The sequence below is a fragment of the Pseudoalteromonas sp. XMcav11-Q genome, from assembly GCF_040104525.1.
Classification (GTDB): Bacteria; Pseudomonadota; Gammaproteobacteria; order Enterobacterales; family Alteromonadaceae; genus Pseudoalteromonas.
Genome location: NZ_JBECOX010000003.1, coordinates 410,928 through 427,889, shown reverse-complemented (window position 1 = coordinate 427,889; position 16,962 = coordinate 410,928). Strand labels below are relative to the sequence as shown.

General features: G+C 44.6%; 15 protein-coding genes. 11 read left to right on the top strand and 4 right to left on the bottom strand.

Going from position 1 to position 16,962, the window contains the following annotated elements; all coding sequences use genetic code 11:
- The first annotated feature begins 18 nt into the window (after positions 1-18).
- Complete coding sequence (locus ABMY45_RS07555; protein WP_010376624.1) at positions 19-387, top strand: YacL family protein; 369 nt, start codon at positions 19-21, stop codon at positions 385-387.
- A 308-nt stretch (positions 388-695) separates the two neighbouring features.
- On the opposite strand, the gene ABMY45_RS07550 is transcribed toward ABMY45_RS07555, so the two are convergent.
- The gene (locus tag ABMY45_RS07550) at positions 696-1,397 is read right to left on the bottom strand and encodes a 2OG-Fe(II) oxygenase (protein WP_088531994.1); all 702 of its coding nucleotides are present in this window, start codon (positions 1,395-1,397) and stop codon (positions 696-698) included.
- 29 nt (positions 1,398-1,426) lie between these two features.
- On the opposite strand from ABMY45_RS07550, the gene ABMY45_RS07545 reads away from it, so the two are divergent.
- Complete coding sequence (locus tag ABMY45_RS07545; protein WP_010605953.1) at positions 1,427-1,825, top strand: thioesterase family protein; 399 nt, start codon at positions 1,427-1,429, stop codon at positions 1,823-1,825.
- Here ABMY45_RS07545 and ABMY45_RS07540 read toward each other — a convergent pair.
- A complete protein-coding gene (locus ABMY45_RS07540) occupies positions 1,806-2,900 on the bottom strand; it encodes a hypothetical protein (protein ID WP_206473421.1) in 1,095 nt (364 codons plus the stop codon). The two genes, ABMY45_RS07545 and ABMY45_RS07540, sit on opposite strands and share 20 nt — an antisense overlap.
- Positions 2,901-2,950: 50 nt before the next feature.
- Positions 2,951-5,773, bottom strand: a complete 2,823-nt coding sequence (gene uvrA, locus ABMY45_RS07535; RefSeq protein WP_235366716.1) for an excinuclease ABC subunit UvrA — start codon at positions 5,771-5,773, stop codon at positions 2,951-2,953.
- Between the two features lie 180 nt (positions 5,774-5,953).
- Between uvrA and ABMY45_RS07530 the strand changes: the two genes are divergently transcribed.
- The 4 genes from ABMY45_RS07530 (at position 5,954) to ABMY45_RS07515 (ending at position 10,725) form a co-directional block, all read left to right on the top strand.
- Entirely contained in the window at positions 5,954-6,700 is a 747-nt protein-coding gene (locus ABMY45_RS07530; RefSeq protein WP_010605950.1) for a transporter substrate-binding domain-containing protein, read from the top strand.
- A 144-nt stretch (positions 6,701-6,844) separates the two neighbouring features.
- A complete protein-coding gene (locus tag ABMY45_RS07525) occupies positions 6,845-8,212 on the top strand; it encodes an MFS transporter (protein ID WP_239420677.1) in 1,368 nt (455 codons plus the stop codon).
- 17 nt (positions 8,213-8,229) lie between these two features.
- Positions 8,230-8,883 carry a single-stranded DNA-binding protein gene (gene ssb, locus ABMY45_RS07520; RefSeq protein WP_010376633.1) on the top strand — a complete coding sequence of 218 codons (654 nt, stop codon included), beginning with the start codon at positions 8,230-8,232 and terminating at the stop codon, positions 8,881-8,883.
- 255 nt (positions 8,884-9,138) lie between these two features.
- Complete coding sequence (locus ABMY45_RS07515) at positions 9,139-10,725, top strand: EAL domain-containing protein (protein WP_349288684.1); 1,587 nt, start codon at positions 9,139-9,141, stop codon at positions 10,723-10,725.
- Positions 10,726-10,746: 21 nt separating this feature from the next.
- Here the strand turns inward: ABMY45_RS07515 and ABMY45_RS07510 are convergent, their stop codons facing one another.
- Complete coding sequence (locus ABMY45_RS07510; protein WP_349288683.1) at positions 10,747-11,658, bottom strand: pyridoxal-phosphate dependent enzyme; 912 nt, start codon at positions 11,656-11,658, stop codon at positions 10,747-10,749.
- 299 nt (positions 11,659-11,957) lie between these two features.
- Between ABMY45_RS07510 and ABMY45_RS07505 the strand changes: the two genes are divergently transcribed.
- From ABMY45_RS07505 to ABMY45_RS07485, 5 genes are all read left to right on the top strand, one after another.
- Positions 11,958-13,970, top strand: coding sequence for a formylglycine-generating enzyme family protein (locus tag ABMY45_RS07505; RefSeq protein WP_010605945.1), 2,013 nt, complete (start codon positions 11,958-11,960; stop codon positions 13,968-13,970).
- Between the two features lie 67 nt (positions 13,971-14,037).
- Complete coding sequence (locus ABMY45_RS07500) at positions 14,038-15,081, top strand: rod shape-determining protein (RefSeq protein WP_010376642.1); 1,044 nt, start codon at positions 14,038-14,040, stop codon at positions 15,079-15,081.
- Positions 15,081-15,923, top strand: coding sequence for a rod shape-determining protein MreC (gene mreC, locus ABMY45_RS07495; RefSeq protein ID WP_010376644.1), 843 nt, complete (start codon positions 15,081-15,083; stop codon positions 15,921-15,923). Before ABMY45_RS07500 ends, mreC begins: the two co-directional genes overlap by 1 nt.
- Positions 15,913-16,395, top strand: coding sequence for a rod shape-determining protein MreD (mreD, locus tag ABMY45_RS07490; RefSeq protein WP_026001073.1), 483 nt, complete (start codon positions 15,913-15,915; stop codon positions 16,393-16,395). Before mreC ends, mreD begins: the two co-directional genes overlap by 11 nt.
- The gene (locus ABMY45_RS07485) at positions 16,395-16,961 is read left to right on the top strand and encodes a Maf family protein (RefSeq protein WP_174170503.1); all 567 of its coding nucleotides are present in this window, start codon (positions 16,395-16,397) and stop codon (positions 16,959-16,961) included. The genes mreD and ABMY45_RS07485 overlap by 1 nt, the downstream gene beginning before the upstream one ends.
- Position 16,962 lies beyond the last annotated feature (1 nt).

The following is a 16,962-nucleotide window of genomic DNA, read 5'->3' as shown; positions in this document are numbered from 1 at the left end:
TTTAGTTAAGAAGTAAAGATGGAATACCAGTTTATTCGTGACCCACTTTCTGGGTTTCGAGCTCGCTTAAATGACGAGCATGCGTTGATAGGTCGGTGGCTGAGCGAAGAGCTTGCACATGAGCGTATTGTCAGCCTGCTGACACAGCTTGAAAACCTGCCAAATCAAAAAGAAGAGCTTGTGTTGGCTGGAAAAGAGATCCGAGCCACGTTCACGCCGCAAGAAGCATTATTTGAAAGCCACGCTCTGTTTCATGAAAGTGATGACATAGCACAATACCAAGAAGACGCACTGGCTTTAGATGAATCGGGTATGATGGCGGTGTGTGGCTATGAAGATTTTTTACCCATGCTGATAGAGTGGGCTGAATTTACCAAAGCTAAATAACCTGAGCTGCGGATAATTAATGCCTTTCTAGCAGCCAGTTTTAGCGCTAACTGCGTTGAATTCACTTCCAATAGCCAGCTATTGGTGCGTAAATTCGCCTTGCCTACAGGATGTAGCTACCTTAGCGAGAGCAGGACGCGGAAGCGGAGTTATCCCCAAAACTCTCTGGCTAGATAAGAAGATAGTTTAAGGTGATTAAAAAACAGTGAGTTAGTCCATTCCTTATCCAAACCTCAGGTTAAATAAGTTCTGTGGGGGCTGTTATCTTTTATGCTTGAGTTCAACAGCCCCTGAAGTATAGAGGTAGCTTATTTGGGCGTACCATAGAGTTGCTCTGCTCTATTAAATAACACCCACGAAGTGAGTATATACTTATCATTAGAAACCGGAATATTGCCTCTATGTGTATGTGTAAAATACCCTGGTGCTATCACCATAGAACCTTTTACTGGGGCAATTTTACGCTGCTGATAATAAAACTCGGTCTCGCCACCTTCCTCGACATCATTAAGGTAGAACATAAATAACAGCACTCGGTGTAAGGCTTCATTATGGTCATGTTGAGGGTAGACTTCGCTGTGCCAGTAGGGGTAGCCGCCTTTATTTATTTGATAGCGTTGAGCTTGGATAGCGCCTAAACGAAATAGCTGTTGAGCAAGGACCGGGAGTTGTGGCTTGCCGACTTCTTCAAAGTTATCCACAGTGAGATCGACAGGTTCACCAGTTTTGGGGTGATACACTTTAAGTCCAAATGCACCGATGATCATAAAGAAATGTTCTTCAAGGTACTCAAATAAGTGCTTTGCCGTAACCTGTTGAATGTGTTGTAACTGTTTGGCATAGTCAGGATAGGAATTTAAATAAAGGTCGTGACTGACTTTTTTACTCAAGTCGACACCACCAGATGTAGTCCCCTGTTTTAAATGTGGACTTTGATCGAAGGTCTTTACGAATTCATCGCAAAAGTCTGAACTGAGTGCGTTATCGTAAACGCGAATAAAATCACTCATGTTTTTCCCTAGTTTTTATTGGAGTTATTATGCTGTCTGAAAAGCTTATGCCGCGTTTTTGCGACACAGATGTGCTTGGACATATCAACAATACCGTACTCCCTGTGTGGTTTGAAGCCGCGCGCACACCTATTTTCAAAATATTTACACCAGATTTAAATCCAAAAGAGTGGAAATTGATTGTTGCCAAAGTCGAAGTCACCTTTAAAGGGGAGCTATTTTATGGTCAGGAAGTCGAAATAAAAACGGCTGTTGAACATATCGGCAACAGCTCATTTGTGATTTTGCAGCAGGCTTGGCAGCATGGAGAATGCTGTGCTGAAGGTAAAACCATTATGGTGCGATATGACTTTGCGGTTAAGCAATCTCAACCGCTGAGTCAGCAAGAGCGCGATGCGCTAGGCACTTTTATGGTTGCTGCGGCTTAAACTGGTGACCAATTGCCGCTGAAATACAAGGCTTTACTGTATAGGTGTAGCCGTATTCCGCGGCGTTATCCGGCATGATCTCTAAGATCTCATAATCGTTTAATTCAACAATATTACTGCCTTCGCTATGTTCACAGCGTGAGTTTCCGTCAGACTCAAAGCGAAAGATAAAGTAAGCCAATATTTGGTTAAGCACATCGTTATAGTTTTTGCCTTGCTCATGTAAATCTGGGTTAGAATCGTTATTAATAGATACCGTTAACGACTCCGGCTCATCTGCAGTGGACTGTGTTTCATCTTGTTGTGGAGTACCGCCACTCATGTCGGCCACTTGTGGTTGAGTTTCCGATGATCCTTCGTTTTCTTCTTCGGAGTCTGCTAAGCGTGATTCTTTCGCGTTGGCATGGAAAGAAATTCCGTCCTCATCTATTTTGAAATCAGAAGAAAACTCAGTAAATGCGGTTGAAGCACCTGATTTAGCGATGCCGAGCACCAAGAAAGCCAATAAAACAAAACACATGATCAACCTGATGATTGCTGTTGTTGCTGGATAACGATAGTGGTTCTGATGCCAAAAAGGCTTTATACGTAATGGTTTAAGCAGGAAAAGTACAACGACATAGCATGTCATAAAGAGTTGCGCGAGAATCAACAAGAAGGTACTGGTAATAAAAAACCAAGTAGGTAACGATAACAACACACTCAAATTATGTGTGTAAGGGAAATTATCCGTGCTGACCCCAGTTAAATCGTTGATACGGCCATCAGCTTGCACTAACACAAAGTTAGCGATAAAGGCATAAAATAACAGTATCAGTGCTTTACCTGGCACACTTTCCCAAAAGGTCATGATCCTTGGCCAGAATTCATAACATAGCGCCGTTACTGTGGTTATTAAGATCAAAAAAGCGGTGAAGTTATCATCTTCAGTTTCACTCAAGCTGAACATAAAAATGATAAAACTAACTAAATAATAGCGTTGAGCCAGTGTTAGGCTTTGCCAAAATTGGCCGATGGAAAAGCGCAGCCTTGCTAGGTACGCGGTTAAGTTTTTTGGCGCGAGAAGTTGATGCATAATAAATGAATTTGTAATTATTATGCACCAATAATAGAGACTTTTAGAAATTAAGACAATAAGGGCTTAAGGTACTTACCTGTATGCGAAGCTGCAAAGTTAGCCACCGTTTCAGGCGTACCTGAGACGAGTATTTGACCGCCTCCAGCTCCCCCCTCTGGACCTAAGTCTACAATCCAGTCTGCGGTTTTGATGACATCTAGATTGTGCTCGATAACCAACACGGTATTACCATGATCGCGCAAACGATGTAATACCGCGAGTAGCTGTTGAATATCATGGAAGTGCAGACCTGTGGTTGGCTCATCGAGAATGTAGAGTGTTTTGCCGGTATCTCGTTTTGATAGTTCACGAGCGAGTTTAACACGCTGCGCTTCACCACCGGACAAAGTCGTGGCGGCTTGCCCTAAACGAATGTAGGAGAGGCCAACGTCCATTAAAGTTTGTAGTTTGCGATTGATTGCGGGAATCTTATCAAAAAATTCCCGGGCGTCCTCAACTGTCATTTCCAACACTTCGTGGATATTTTTACCTTTATACAGTACTTCCAGTGTTTCACGGTTATAGCGCTTACCAGTACAGACATCGCAAGGAACATAGACATCCGGCAGGAAGTGCATCTCAACCTTGATAACTCCATCGCCTTGACAGGCCTCACAGCGACCGCCTTTAACGTTAAAACTAAAGCGGCCAACCTTATAACCGCGTGAACGCGATTCTTGTGTTCCTGCAAATAATTCGCGGATAGCGGTAAAGATCCCTGTATAAGTTGCTGGGTTTGAACGTGGTGTGCGACCGATAGGACTTTGATCAATATCGATAACTTTATCGAAGTGATCTAGCCCATGAACTGATTCATATGGTGCAGCTTCTTGCGTTGTTGCACCGTTTAATTCCTGATGAGCAAGCTTGAATAGGGTGTCATTAATGAGGGTAGATTTACCAGAACCAGATACCCCTGTTATGCAGGTCATTAGACCAACTGGTACTTTTAAATCGACACTTTTTAGGTTGTTGCCCGTCGCGCCTTTAAGCTCAAGCCACTTGTCATCACATTGATGACGTTGCGCTGGAACTTCAATGCATTTCTCGCCACTGAGATATTGACCAGTTAATGAGTCTTTACTTTGCATTATCTCATCGCGAGTTCCCTCAGCGACGACATAGCCGCCGTGTACGCCGGCGCCTGGACCGATATCGATGATGTGATCGGCTGCACGAATGGCATCTTCGTCGTGCTCTACCACAATCACGGTGTTGCCAAGATCTCTTAAGTGCGTGAGTGTTTTAAGTAAACGGTCGTTATCGCGCTGATGTAGACCAATTGAAGGCTCATCCAATACGTACATTACCCCCACGAGGCCGGCGCCAATTTGGCTTGCAAGACGGATCCGCTGAGCTTCACCGCCAGATAAAGTATCAGCACTACGCTCCAAAGAGAGGTAGTTTAGGCCTACATTGATCAAGAAAGATAAACGGTCGCGGATCTCTTTGAGTATTTTGTCCGCAATTTGTGCTTTTTGGCCTGTGAGTGCTAAGTCGATAAAAAATTGACTGGCTTCGCCGATACTCATCGTTGTTACAGTTGGCAGGTTGGTCGAGCCGATAAACACATGGCGAGCTTCTTCGCGCAGTCGTGAGCCATGGCAACTTGGGCACGCTTGGCTGGTTTGATATTTGGCAAGCTCTTCTCTTACTGAACTGGACTCCGTTTCCCGATAACGGCGATTCATGTTGTTTAACACGCCTTCGAACTCGTGATTGCGGGTGATAAGATCGCCTCTGTCATTACGATACTTAAACGCGATTTTAGTTTTGCCTGAGCCTTCTAAAACCACTTTTTGAAATTTACTCGGCAGATCCTGAAATGGCGTTTCTAAATCAAATCCATATTGCTCGGCAACCGAACTTAGCATCTGAAAATAGTAAAAACTGCGTTTATCCCACCCTTTGATTGCACCGCCAGACAAGCTTAGTTCTGGGTTTTGCACTACACGTTTGGGATCAAAATACTGCTTTACCCCCAAACCATCACAGCTTTGGCACGCACCTGCGGGGTTATTGAAAGAAAACAGTCGTGGTTCAAGTTCGCTCATGGCATAGCCACAAGTTGGACAGGCAAAGTTGGCCGAGAAGATCAGTTCGTCTGCGTCGCTATCATCCATATAGGCGATTTGCGCAATGCCATCAGCCAAATCAAGCGCGGTTTCAAAAGATTCGGCTAACCGCTGCTCAAGCCCTGCTTTAACTTTGAAACGATCCACCACGACTTCTATGGTATGTTTTTTCTGTAACTCTAGCGTTGGTGGATCTGAGAGATCGCACACCTCGCCATCAATACGTGCACGAATAAAACCTTGGCTCGCAAGCTCTTCTAGCAGTTTTACGTGCTCACCTTTACGGTTTTTCACCACCGGTGCAAGCAGCATGAGTTTGCTACCCTCGGGTAGCGCCAACACAGTATCAACCATTTGACTGATGGTTTGTGCGGCTAACGGTAAATCATGCGTAGGGCATCTCGGTTCACCCACTCGGGCAAAGAGTAACCTTAAATAGTCGTATATTTCGGTAATGGTTCCCACGGTTGAGCGTGGGTTATGAGAAGTCGACTTCTGTTCAATGGAAATCGCGGGAGACAAGCCCTCAATGTGATCCACATCTGGTTTTTCCATCAGCGATAAAAACTGCCTCGCGTACGCAGACAAAGACTCAACATAACGACGCTGGCCTTCTGCGTATAAGGTGTCAAATGCTAAAGACGACTTCCCTGAGCCAGAAAGACCCGTGATCACTATCAACTTGTCTCTTGGAATGGTGAGTGAAATGTCTTTTAAATTGTGGGTGCGGGCACCCCTAACTTCTATTTTATCCATACGACCCTTGTGTTTTTTCGTGCGCTGTACTGAGTACGCGATACTAATCCACTAAATTGAAACCTGGATTAGTCAAAGCATGATGTGAAGTGAACAGATTACCGCATCCCGAATACAAAATTAAGTTATCTCTGCTAAACGAACTAAACTTATTAAACCGATCAACTTGGGATATTGATTTTGTATCGACTTTTATTGCTTTTGGCGCTGCTTTGCCAAAATGTCTTCGCCTGTGAGCTGGTGGTACGGTTTGAGAATTATGCTGCGCAGTCTAAGTTAAATGACGACCTTGTTTGGCACGGTATGGATGTTGATTTCGCTAAAGCCTTGTTGGATGAAGCAGGGTGTAGCTATCGTTTCGTAAGTATTCCTTGGGGTCGGGCGCTGAAGCTTTTAGAGGAGGGCGATATCGATCTTATTTTGAGCGTCACAAAAACACCGGTACGTGAACAGTTTGCGCATTTTATTGGTCCTCAACGAATGGAAACGATTGTTTTTGCAATGAACTCAGGCGAGCCTCATCAGCTTGACTCACTTGAGTCGTTATTCCATCTGTCAAAGCCCATCGCTATTCAGCGTAATGCTTATTACGGTGAGGCGTTTACAGCTCGCCTTGCGCGTCGTACCGACAGTGAAACACAATTTATTTATGTACCCGACAATCAGGTAAAATTGAATTTGCTCAAAAAAGGACGGATAGCAGGGTTTTTAGAAGAAAAATTCAACATCCTGTATCAAAGTAAAAATAACCCTGATTTTGAAAAGTTTGCGATTAGCCCGTTGGTTATTAACGAAAACCCAGTATATTTTGCCTTTAGCAAGGCACGCACCTCGAGCGAGCGTTTGCAGCGTTTGAGTCAAGCATTTGAACGGGTTAAACGTAGCGGAAAATTAGATCAGATCACGGCCAAGTACGGCACCAACTAGCCTAGCGCTTTTTTCTCTCGAAGTAAGCCGTTCAAAATCATGATGGTAACAATCGCATTGCAAAGATCCGTTCGCGCTAGTGTAAGTTAAGAAAAGAGTTTGTTAAACTTGCGCGTGATTTTCGATAGTGATGAATACCGCCTTATGTCTAATGACTCTTTAAATCCAACTGAAAAGCGCGCCGCGATTTCTCTTGCTGGCGTTTTCGCTTTCCGCATGCTTGGTTTGTTTATGCTGATGCCTGTGTTAGCTGTTTACGGCCAGTCTTTACAGGATGTCTCGCCACTGTGGATTGGTTTGGCTATTGGTGCTTATGGTTTGACTCAAGCTGTACTCCAGATACCTATGGGTTGGCTGTCTGATAAGTTCGGTCGTAAGCCAATCATCATTGGTGGGTTGTTGGTATTTGCATTAGGATCCGTTATCGCGGCATTAGCGGATTCAATCTATTGGGTGACATTTGGTAGAGCCCTACAGGGCATGGGCGCGATTGCAAGTGCTTTACTTGCGCTTGCTGCGGATTTGAGCCGTGACGAGCAGCGTCCGAAGGTAATGGCGGTCATTGGCATGTGCATAGGTATGAGCTTTGCTGTAGCCATGTTATTAGGACCAATGATTGCGGCGTCTTTTGGTATCGAAGGGATCTTCTGGCTGACGGCGGTATTGGCAATTGTAGGTATCGCTATCATTACCTTTATGGTGCCAAATGCGGTAAATAAAGCCCCAAAAGGTGACACAATAGCAAGCTTTGCAGATATTCGTCGCTTGGTGCAAAACCCACAGCTACTGAGGCTCGATCTTGGGGTGTTGCTATTGCATTTGACGCTGACTACAATTTTTGTAGCCTTGCCAGGCCAGTTGATCCGTGATGGTCTTGCTGCAGATAGGCACTGGCAACTCTATATTCCGGTATTTTTACTCGCCTTTATTTTGATGGCACCGATGATGATAGTGGCAATCCGCAAACAAAAAGAAAAGCAGACATTCTTGCTGTCTATTGCAATGTTAGTGGTAAGCTCAGTTACTTTGTATTACTTTGTAGATTCACTGTGGATGATCGCAGGTGCAATGCTGGTCTATTTTATTGCCTTTAATTTTCTCGAAGCAACTATGCCTGCGTTGGTTTCTCGCATAGCTCCAGCAAACCAAAAGGGATCGGCGATGGGAGTATTTTCATCTGGCCAGTTTCTAGGTGCATTTATAGGTGGTGCTTTGGGTGGTATCTTGGCACAAAATTTTGCGGTCGATACGATATTTGCCGCGACGGCCATTATTGGGGTAATATGGTTTGTTATCGCATGGGGCATGCAAGTGCCACCTAAGAGCAAAGCGATCAGCTTAGTTTCTGCTGTAGAAAATGAGCAACAAGCGACGGAATTGGCAGACCAATTGGTTTCATTACCTGGGGTACTTGAGGCCACGGTAGTGAGAGATGAGAATCGTAGCTACCTAAAAGTAGATGATAAAATTTTTGATTTGAAGCAAGCCAAGCAAGTGCTGGGCTTGTCATAGTGTGAGGAGACAATGCCATGGCACGTGGTGTTAATAAAGTAATTTTGGTAGGTAATCTGGGCCAAGATCCTGAAGTTCGCTATATGCCAAACGGTAACGGCGTGGCTAACATCAGCATTGCAACTACGGATAGCTGGAAAGATAAAAACACCGGTCAATTGCAAGAGCGCACAGAATGGCACCGTGTGGTGTTGTTTGGCAAACTTGCGGAAGTTGCGGGTGAGTATTTAAGAAAAGGCTCGCAGGTGTACATTGAAGGTCGTCTACAGACTCGTAAGTGGACAGATCAAAGCGGCCAAGAAAAGTACACAACGGAAATCGTGGTGGACATGGGTGGCCAAATGCAAATGCTAGGTGGCCGTGGCGAGCAGCAGGGTCAAGGTGGCGGCCAGTACCAAGGTGGTCAACAGCAGCAAAATAATTATGGCCAGCAAAGCTATAATCAAGCGCCTCAGCAGCAATATTCGCAGCCACAGCAAAGCCAGTCAAACCAGCAGCAAGGTGGATTCGCACCACAGCAATCGCAACAGAATTCTCAGCAGTCTTCTGGATTTGGTGGCCAGTCTCAAGGTGGCTTTGCACCACAACAGAACCAAAACAATGGTCAATCAGGTGGTAGCTCAAATCCTATGGAGCCACCAATTGACTTTGATGATGATATTCCGTTCTAAATGGTGGTATAGCATCTACGAAAACCCTAGCATCATGCTGGGGTTTTTGTTTTTTACTGGTATAAATATCTCTAAGAAAATGGTGAAGAGTAAGCTTAGATAAAGCTTACCATCTTGTACGATTAATAAACTTAACGCATTTCTAGTTTTGGCTCAGTTGCTTATCCTTTCTGTACAATTAAAAGCCGCATCTCGCTTGAGTTTTGCACTATTTTGAACAACACTTCAGTTATCTTTCCACCCAATAAAAACATTATGCCAATTCAGCTGTTAGATGGATTTAGTCGTCAGTATCAAAAAAAGCTAGTCGCGGTAAGTTTGGCGGTGTTGTTGTGTCTAAATTTCCTTCTTAATCATTTACTGCACCTTCAGGTTCACACGCAAGGCGAAGAAGCCGCGGCTGAAATTTCTCAGCTATCAACTGAAGCTTTTGCTGCGGGAGTAAGTGAAATAGCTACGAAGTATGGTTTTTCATTGTTACCTGTTGCGAATGCAGAAGAGCACCAATTTGTTGCCAATGACCAAACCGTTACCTTGTACCATGAATCTATATGGATAAGTCATGGATATATATTGATATTTTTCAATTTATTGTCAATTGGACTGGTGTTATTCGTACATCGGTGGTGGTTTTTATACGGTAAGGTTGAGTCTACCTCACATGCGCAAAAGCCTGTGGCTTTACCAGCCCCCGCTCCAGAAGGGCAGTATGCATTATTTGCGTTAATCCATTGGCAGTGCAGTACGCCTAAAGAAGTTGATCTGCAGTTACATTTTCAGCTTGCGCTGGTTAAAGGCGTTGGAGAGTTTGGGACGGTGGCAGTTAAATATCTAGCTTCAGGGGCATTAGCCGTGACAGTAAAGCAGATAGGGGCGACTAAAGGTATGGACTTGGCAAAGCAAATGCACGAAATCGTTTATCGAGTATTGCTAGAGTTTCGGGGGGATTTATCTCGCAGCAAAGTGAAACTTGGCGCTTGTTTTTATCAGGAAAATAAACAACAGACACAGGTTTATCAAAGCGCAAAATCAGCGCTTTCAATTGCGCAAAATCAAGTGTGGCAACATACTCATCTAGTGCATCTCACAGAGTTATTGGCAAAACGCCTTAACGAAGACGGTGAAGCTTTGCTGAGTTATTTGAAAGCCGGACAGTTTTCCTTATTCTTCCAGCCGTTGTTCGACTTTTTAGCCGAAGACGTAATTGTAAGCGAAGCGCTACTAAGAGTGACTCACAAAGAAATGGGGCGAATTTCGGCCAAGCAGGTGATGCAACACCTTTATACTCCAGAGCAATTTCAGTTTCTGGATAGAGCGATAGTGAAGCAGGTGTTGTCTGTTTATGAGCAGGAAAGGAGTTTTGGTAAGGTAAGCATTAACTTACACATCTCGAGCTGGGTGGATAGCCAGTTTATTGATTGGCTAGAGGGACAGCTCATTGCGTCTCATAGTGGTGCGGCAATAGGCTTTGAACTTAGCATAGAAGAGGTCTATCAACATGGAGAGCGATTGCTAGCAGCTTTTGATAGGTTGAACCGACTTGGGTGCGATATTTATTTGGATAACGTTACACAAGCTCTTACGCTAGGGCGCACACCGCTTGCCGAGTTGGTAAAAGCTATCAAGCTCAGCTGCGAGCTGGTACACGGCATTGAAAAGTCTGCGTATCGTAAACGCACAGTTAAGCAAATAGTCGCTCAAGCAAGAAGCTTAGGTATTCCAGTATATGCAGTGGGGGTTGAAACCGTTGCTGAATTGAGTTGTATCAAAGGGCTTGGAGTGAAAGGGGCCCAAGGGCATTATTTCTCCGCACCGTTACAACAGCTCGCTGATATTCACTAAAACGCTAACCGCATGAGCTGATTAGGCCGACTTTTTATTAGCCAAATATCTCAAACCATCTAATCCTTGTAAACCGCCGGTATGGATTGCGGTGATCACACTACCTCTTTTGAAGTATCCTTGTTGAGCCAAAGTGAAAATAGCGTAAAACAGTTTACCAGTGTAAATAGGCTCTAGAGGCAAACGATATTTCACCTTCATTTCATGACAAAAACTCAGCAATTCAGGTGTAGTCTTGGCGTAACCTCCGTGGTGAAAATCCTGGAGTAGCTGCCATGGCGCGCAGCGCTGAATTGTGATTAATTCATGTATCTCCTGTGCTAGGTATTCAGCACCTTTTAGTACCGTAACGCCTAAAACCTGCGTGTGGTTAGGTAATCCCGAGATTAGTCCTGCCACTGTGCCACCACTGCCCACAGCTGTCATGACATAATCGCTTTGAGGCAAGGATTGCGCTAACTCTTCAACGCCTTGCAGTGCAAGTGCATTAGTGCCGCCTTCTGGTATGAGATAAGCATTATTAAACTTGGCTTGCAGAGTTTGAATGTATTCAGGTTGATTTCTTTGCCGATATTCGACTCGACTCACGGGGTGAAGTGTTAGCCCGCAAGCGCTTGCCATTTTTAGCGTTGGGTTGTGCCGGTCAATCTCTGGGCCTCTAACAATTAAGTGACCTTTGATTGCGAAAAGTTTGCACGCCATGCTGGTAGCATATAAGTGATTGGAAAACGCCCCGCCAAAAGTGACTAACTCTTCAAGGCCAGCTTGCTTTAGGTGGAGTATATTGTATTTTAGCTTACGCCATTTGTTTCCTTGGATCACCGGGTGGAGCAAATCATCACGCTTAACCCGCAACGTTAAACCGTATTTATCCAATGTCGGGTGGTGAATAGTTTGGATTGGTGACTCGGCGATATTGGTGATGGTTTGCATGATGAAATCAGTTTGATATTTTGCGCACTATAATAAATAACCCGAGCGTTTCACTCCAGAGGTTATCATACCTTCTTGATTACCTATCTTCTATTTTGGACTCGAATTAGTAACACATCGCGATGTTAGAGAAAAATAGACAAAATCTCAGCTAAAAACTGGCAAGACGCTGGTTAATAGTTGTAAACTCAGATATTAATTGTGCAAAGCTTGTGTTTTACTTTGTAAGTACATAGCATAGAGCCCTAACTATAAGAAATAACAAGACCAAACAATTGCCGCTGTTGGGAATGGAACATATGCGAATTGCTCCTTTAACTTTTATTGTCTCGGCCTCGATTCTGGCCATGGGTACTGTTGCTCAAAGCGCTATGGCGCAAGATACTGCAACGGTCACTGCCATCGAGTCTGAATTGTCTAACAAGCAAAGCGAATTAGACAGATACTCGGTTGTTTTAGAAAAACACCTAGCAGAGGAAACGCGTCTGCAGTCTCAACTTGAGTTATTGAGAAAACGTTCAGGTGAGTTAGACAAAGAAAAAAATCAGGCCTTAGATGCAATGAATGAGTTGTATCGTCGGCTAATTGATGATCCTTCCATTGATATTTCTTCTGCGCAAACGCGGTATCAACAAGCTGTGACAGATCACAAGCAGAACAAAGAAGACATTGCGATGCAAATTGCGGCGATCGCATCACAACGTAAAGATATTGAGCAAGTCCGTGTGACTAAGCACACCTTAGTAAATACGCTTGAAAACTTAAAAGATCAGCTTGGCACAGCGCGAGTAGAGCGACTACGTAATGAGTTTACTCGTGAAGGTACACTAGAAGTAGATCACACGATTAACTGTAAACGCACAGAGACCTTGGCGGCTTGTGAGCAGCGTGGTCAGCAAATGGGGCTTCAAAAAGCTACCAAGCGCTTTATTGACCAGATTTTTGCAAACCTAACCGAGAGTCGTGTTGTTGAGCCAAAACGCAATATGGCTGGCGCGCAGGTTCAAGTGGTTAGCAGCCATGTTGTAAATAGTGGGTTTAGTGGACAAGGCAACTACAACGTTAACCTCAGTGTGACGATGCGTGGTGATGTAAATAGCAGCCGCTTATGTAACTTGTTGAGCTTAGACAATCGTTATTGTGCTGAGTATGGCACTCCGCTTGCCGTAAATTACCAGTCGAACTACTCGACAGTCTACAGTGATAACCAACTGACTTTTTCGGACGAACAAAGTGAGCCGGTTGAAGTTGCGACTATTACAAAGCAGCCCGTCGTGGAGACCCCTCTTGTAAAAAAGTCACAAACGGCTGATAAAACAGTCGAGTTAACTTTAAGATCAAATGTTTACGACGACGAAGTATTTATTAATGGAGTCAGTTACGGCGCGACAAAAACGACAGTAGCAATTCCTGCTGGATTTTATGATGTTGAGATCCGGAAATTAGGTTATGAACCTTATAAAGCACGCATTAACCTACGAGCTGCGCAAACCATTAATGCGAAATTGGTGAAGAAACGCCAATCGGTAACGTCTGTTGTAACGAAAAAGCCTGAGCCTGAAGCGCAACAAGTACAAGTGGTCGCCGTAGCAACCACCGAAAATAAGCTCGCTATTATCCCTGCGGGCACTTTTAAAATGGGCGACCTGACGGGTAATGGTTTACCAAATGAGCGTCCCGTTGTTGAAAAAGTGTTGAGCCATTCATATGCCATGCAGAGCACTGAGGTTACAGTGGCGGCTTTTCGCCGTTTTGCGCAAAGCACAGGATATAAAACCTTAGCCGAACAAGGTAAAGGCTGCGCATACTATAAAAATGGCGAACCGGTTTGGGAGCTTGAATATAATTGGGAAAACCCAGGTTACGAGCAATCAGATAATTTTCCCGTTGTGTGTGTTGCCTATGACGATGCCAAAGCATATGCCAACTGGTTATCTGGTGAAAAAGGGCAGCAATTTAGATTACCCAATGAAGTTGAATGGGAATATGCGGCGCGTGCAGGCACTGCATCTGAGTACCCATGGGGTAATGAAATCGGAAGAAACCTAGCTAATTGTGGTTGGTGTGGCAGTGAGTGGTCTAATAAAAGTCCTTCACCAGTTGCCCAATTTTCACCGAATAGCTATGGCTTATATGATACTGTAGGAAACGTTTGGGAGTGGACGCAAAAGCGTGCTTCTCAGAGCGATGTTACAGTGCGTGGCGGTGCATGGAACTTCGCGCCGAGTTTGGCTCGAGTGTCAACTCGCTTAGCGTTAGCGCCAGATTTTAGAGCGAATTATATAGGTTTTCGACTTGTTCGAGAGCGATAAGTAGTAAATTAAGAGCAGCAGGTGATGCTGCTTTGTTTGACAGAATTCTGAAAGGTCACCCAGCCTCATGTTTAAAAAATTACGCGGATTATTTTCTAACGATCTCTCTATCGATTTAGGGACGGCAAACACACTTATTTATGTAAAAGAAGAAGGCATCGTACTGAATGAGCCATCGGTGGTGGCGATTCGTCAGGAGCGAGCTGGTGGCCCAAAAAGCGTTGCATCAGTAGGTACTGCGGCTAAGCAAATGCTAGGTCGAACGCCGGGTAACATCAAAGCTATTCGCCCGATGAAAGACGGGGTGATTGCAGACTTCTATGTAACAGAAAAAATGTTACAGCACTTTATCAAACAGGTGCACAATAATAACTTCATGCGTCCAAGCCCTCGTGTACTTATTTGCGTACCTTGTGGTGCAACGCAAGTTGAAAAGCGTGCTATCCGTGAATCCGCAATGGGTGCTGGTGCACGTGAAGTGTACTTAATTGAAGAGCCAATGGCTGCTGCAATTGGTGCTGGCTTACCAGTATCTGAAGCAACGGGTTCAATGGTTGTTGATATCGGTGGTGGTACGACGGAAGTGGCGATTATCTCACTAAATGGTGTTGTTTATTCGTCTTCAGTACGTATCGGTGGTGATAAGTTTGATGAAGCGATTATTAACTATGTACGTCGTAACTTCGGAAGCCTGATTGGTGAAGCGACGGCTGAGCATATCAAACATGAAATAGGCTCAGCGTTTAAGAGTGAAACACCGATTGAGATTGAGGTTCGCGGCCGTAACTTAGCTGAGGGGGTACCACGCTCTTTCACACTCAATTCGCATGAAATCCTAGAAGCGTTACAAGAGCCTTTGATGGGGATTGTAAGTGCAGTAATGGTTGCGCTAGAGCAGTCGCCACCAGAGCTTGCCTCTGATATTTCTGCCCACGGCATGGTATTAACAGGTGGTGGCGCATTACTCAAAGACTTAGACCGTTTGTTGATGGAAGAAACCGGTATTCCAGTGGTGGTTGCCGATGATCCATTAACTTGTGTGGCAAGAGGTGGTGGTAAAGCGTTAGAGATGATAGACATGCACGGTGGTGACGTATTTAGTTACGACTGATGAATTTATTATTTGGCCGAACCGTTCCTTTACAACTGCGACTTACTGTCGCAGTTGTGCTTAGTATTATTCTGATCATTGGTGACCGTTACACAGTTGGTGGGACTATGGTGCGAACCAGTTTAAACACTTTGGTCAGTCCGCTACTGTACGTTGCTAACATTCCTTATGAAGCGTTCAACTTGGGCCTGAAAAGTCTCAATACCAGAGAAAAGCTGCAACAAGAAAACCAAGCACTCAGAGAAAAACAATTAATACAGAGTGAGCAATTACAGCAACTTCAGTTTTTGCAAAAAGAAAATCAAGAATTGCGCGCCTTATTAGGTGCTTCGGCTAGGGAAACCAATCAACGTTTAATATCTCAAGTGTTGTCTGTTCATTCGAACCCTTATAGTCATCAGGTGGTGATTAATCGCGGTACTATTGATGGGATAAGCGAAGGGCAGGCTGTTATTGACGAAATGGGCATTGTTGGGCAGCTAACTCAAGTCGGTACAACGACCTCAAGAGTGCTGCTTATGACAGATACCACCCATGCGACACCGGTCAGAATATTGCGTAATGACGTTCGCACTGTGGTTGAGGGGACGGGTAAAATCAATAATGTTCGCCTTGCTCATGTACCGCATAGCATGGATATTCGCATTGGCGATGTGTTGGTCACTTCCGGGCTTGGTGGTACTTTCCCTGAAGGCTATCCGGTGGCTGTAGTTACTGAGATAGACCGAGACGAAGGCCTACCATTTGCACAAGTACAGGCAGAGCCGATTGCACAACTAGATCGCATTCGCTTACTCGTGGTGTTAGGTAAACGCAGCCAAGAGGCAATAAATCATGAGTAAACATAGCAACTTATTGATTGCATTGAGTGTCTTTGTTGCGTTAATCATGGCACTTATGCCGTTGCCTTTTTCACTTGAACCATTTCGTCCTGACTGGGTATTATTGGTGCTGATGTACTGGTCTTTGGCCGTTCCTCACCGTGTGAATATTGGTTGGGCTTGGATGACCGGCCTAATAATAGATTTAGCGATGGGCGCGCCACTCGGGGTGAACTCGTTGACCTATTCCATTTGTATTTATATTACCGCCAGCAACTTTCAGAAAATTCGTAATTTCTCCATCTGGCAGCAAGCAGTGCTGATCGGGCTATTTCTCGCGCTCTATCATTTGTTACAATTTTGGCTTAATCATTTCTTGCTTGATATCTACTTTAACCCGCATTATCTGTGGCCTGCGGTTACGGGCATGGTGTGCTGGCTGTGGATATTCCCACTGCTGAGAAAATATCGTAGACAGTTTAGGATCAGATAATGTCTATCTCTTTATATTTAGCTTCGGCTTCTCCACGTCGCAAAGCGCTACTTTCTCAGCTGGGCTATTCGTTCGAGCAATTTAGTGTTGATGCTGATGAAAGTCCGCTAGACGATGAAAGCGCATTACAGCTTGTAGAGCGTTTAGCGTGTTTAAAAGCGCAATCAGGTGTGGCGCTAGGGTATACCGACAAGCCGGTTCTTGGCAGTGACACTGTGGTTGTCATTGACGGAGAAGCGCTTGGTAAGCCTCGTGATAAAGCGGATTTCAAAGCGATGATGCAGCGTCTTTCTGGTAATACGCATCAGGTGATGACGGCGATTGCACTTGCAGATACAAGCAAAGTACTGAGCGATGTGATTGTGACCAATGTGACTTTTAAAACGCTGAGCGAAACTGAAATTGATGCCTACTGGGACACCAACGAGCCGCAAGATAAAGCGGGTGGTTACGGGATCCAAGGGGTAGGTGGACGCTTTGTAACTGAGATCCAAGGTAGCTATTTTGCAGTTGTCGGCTTACCTTTATATGAGACAGACGAATTAATTCAACGGTTTTTAAAATAAA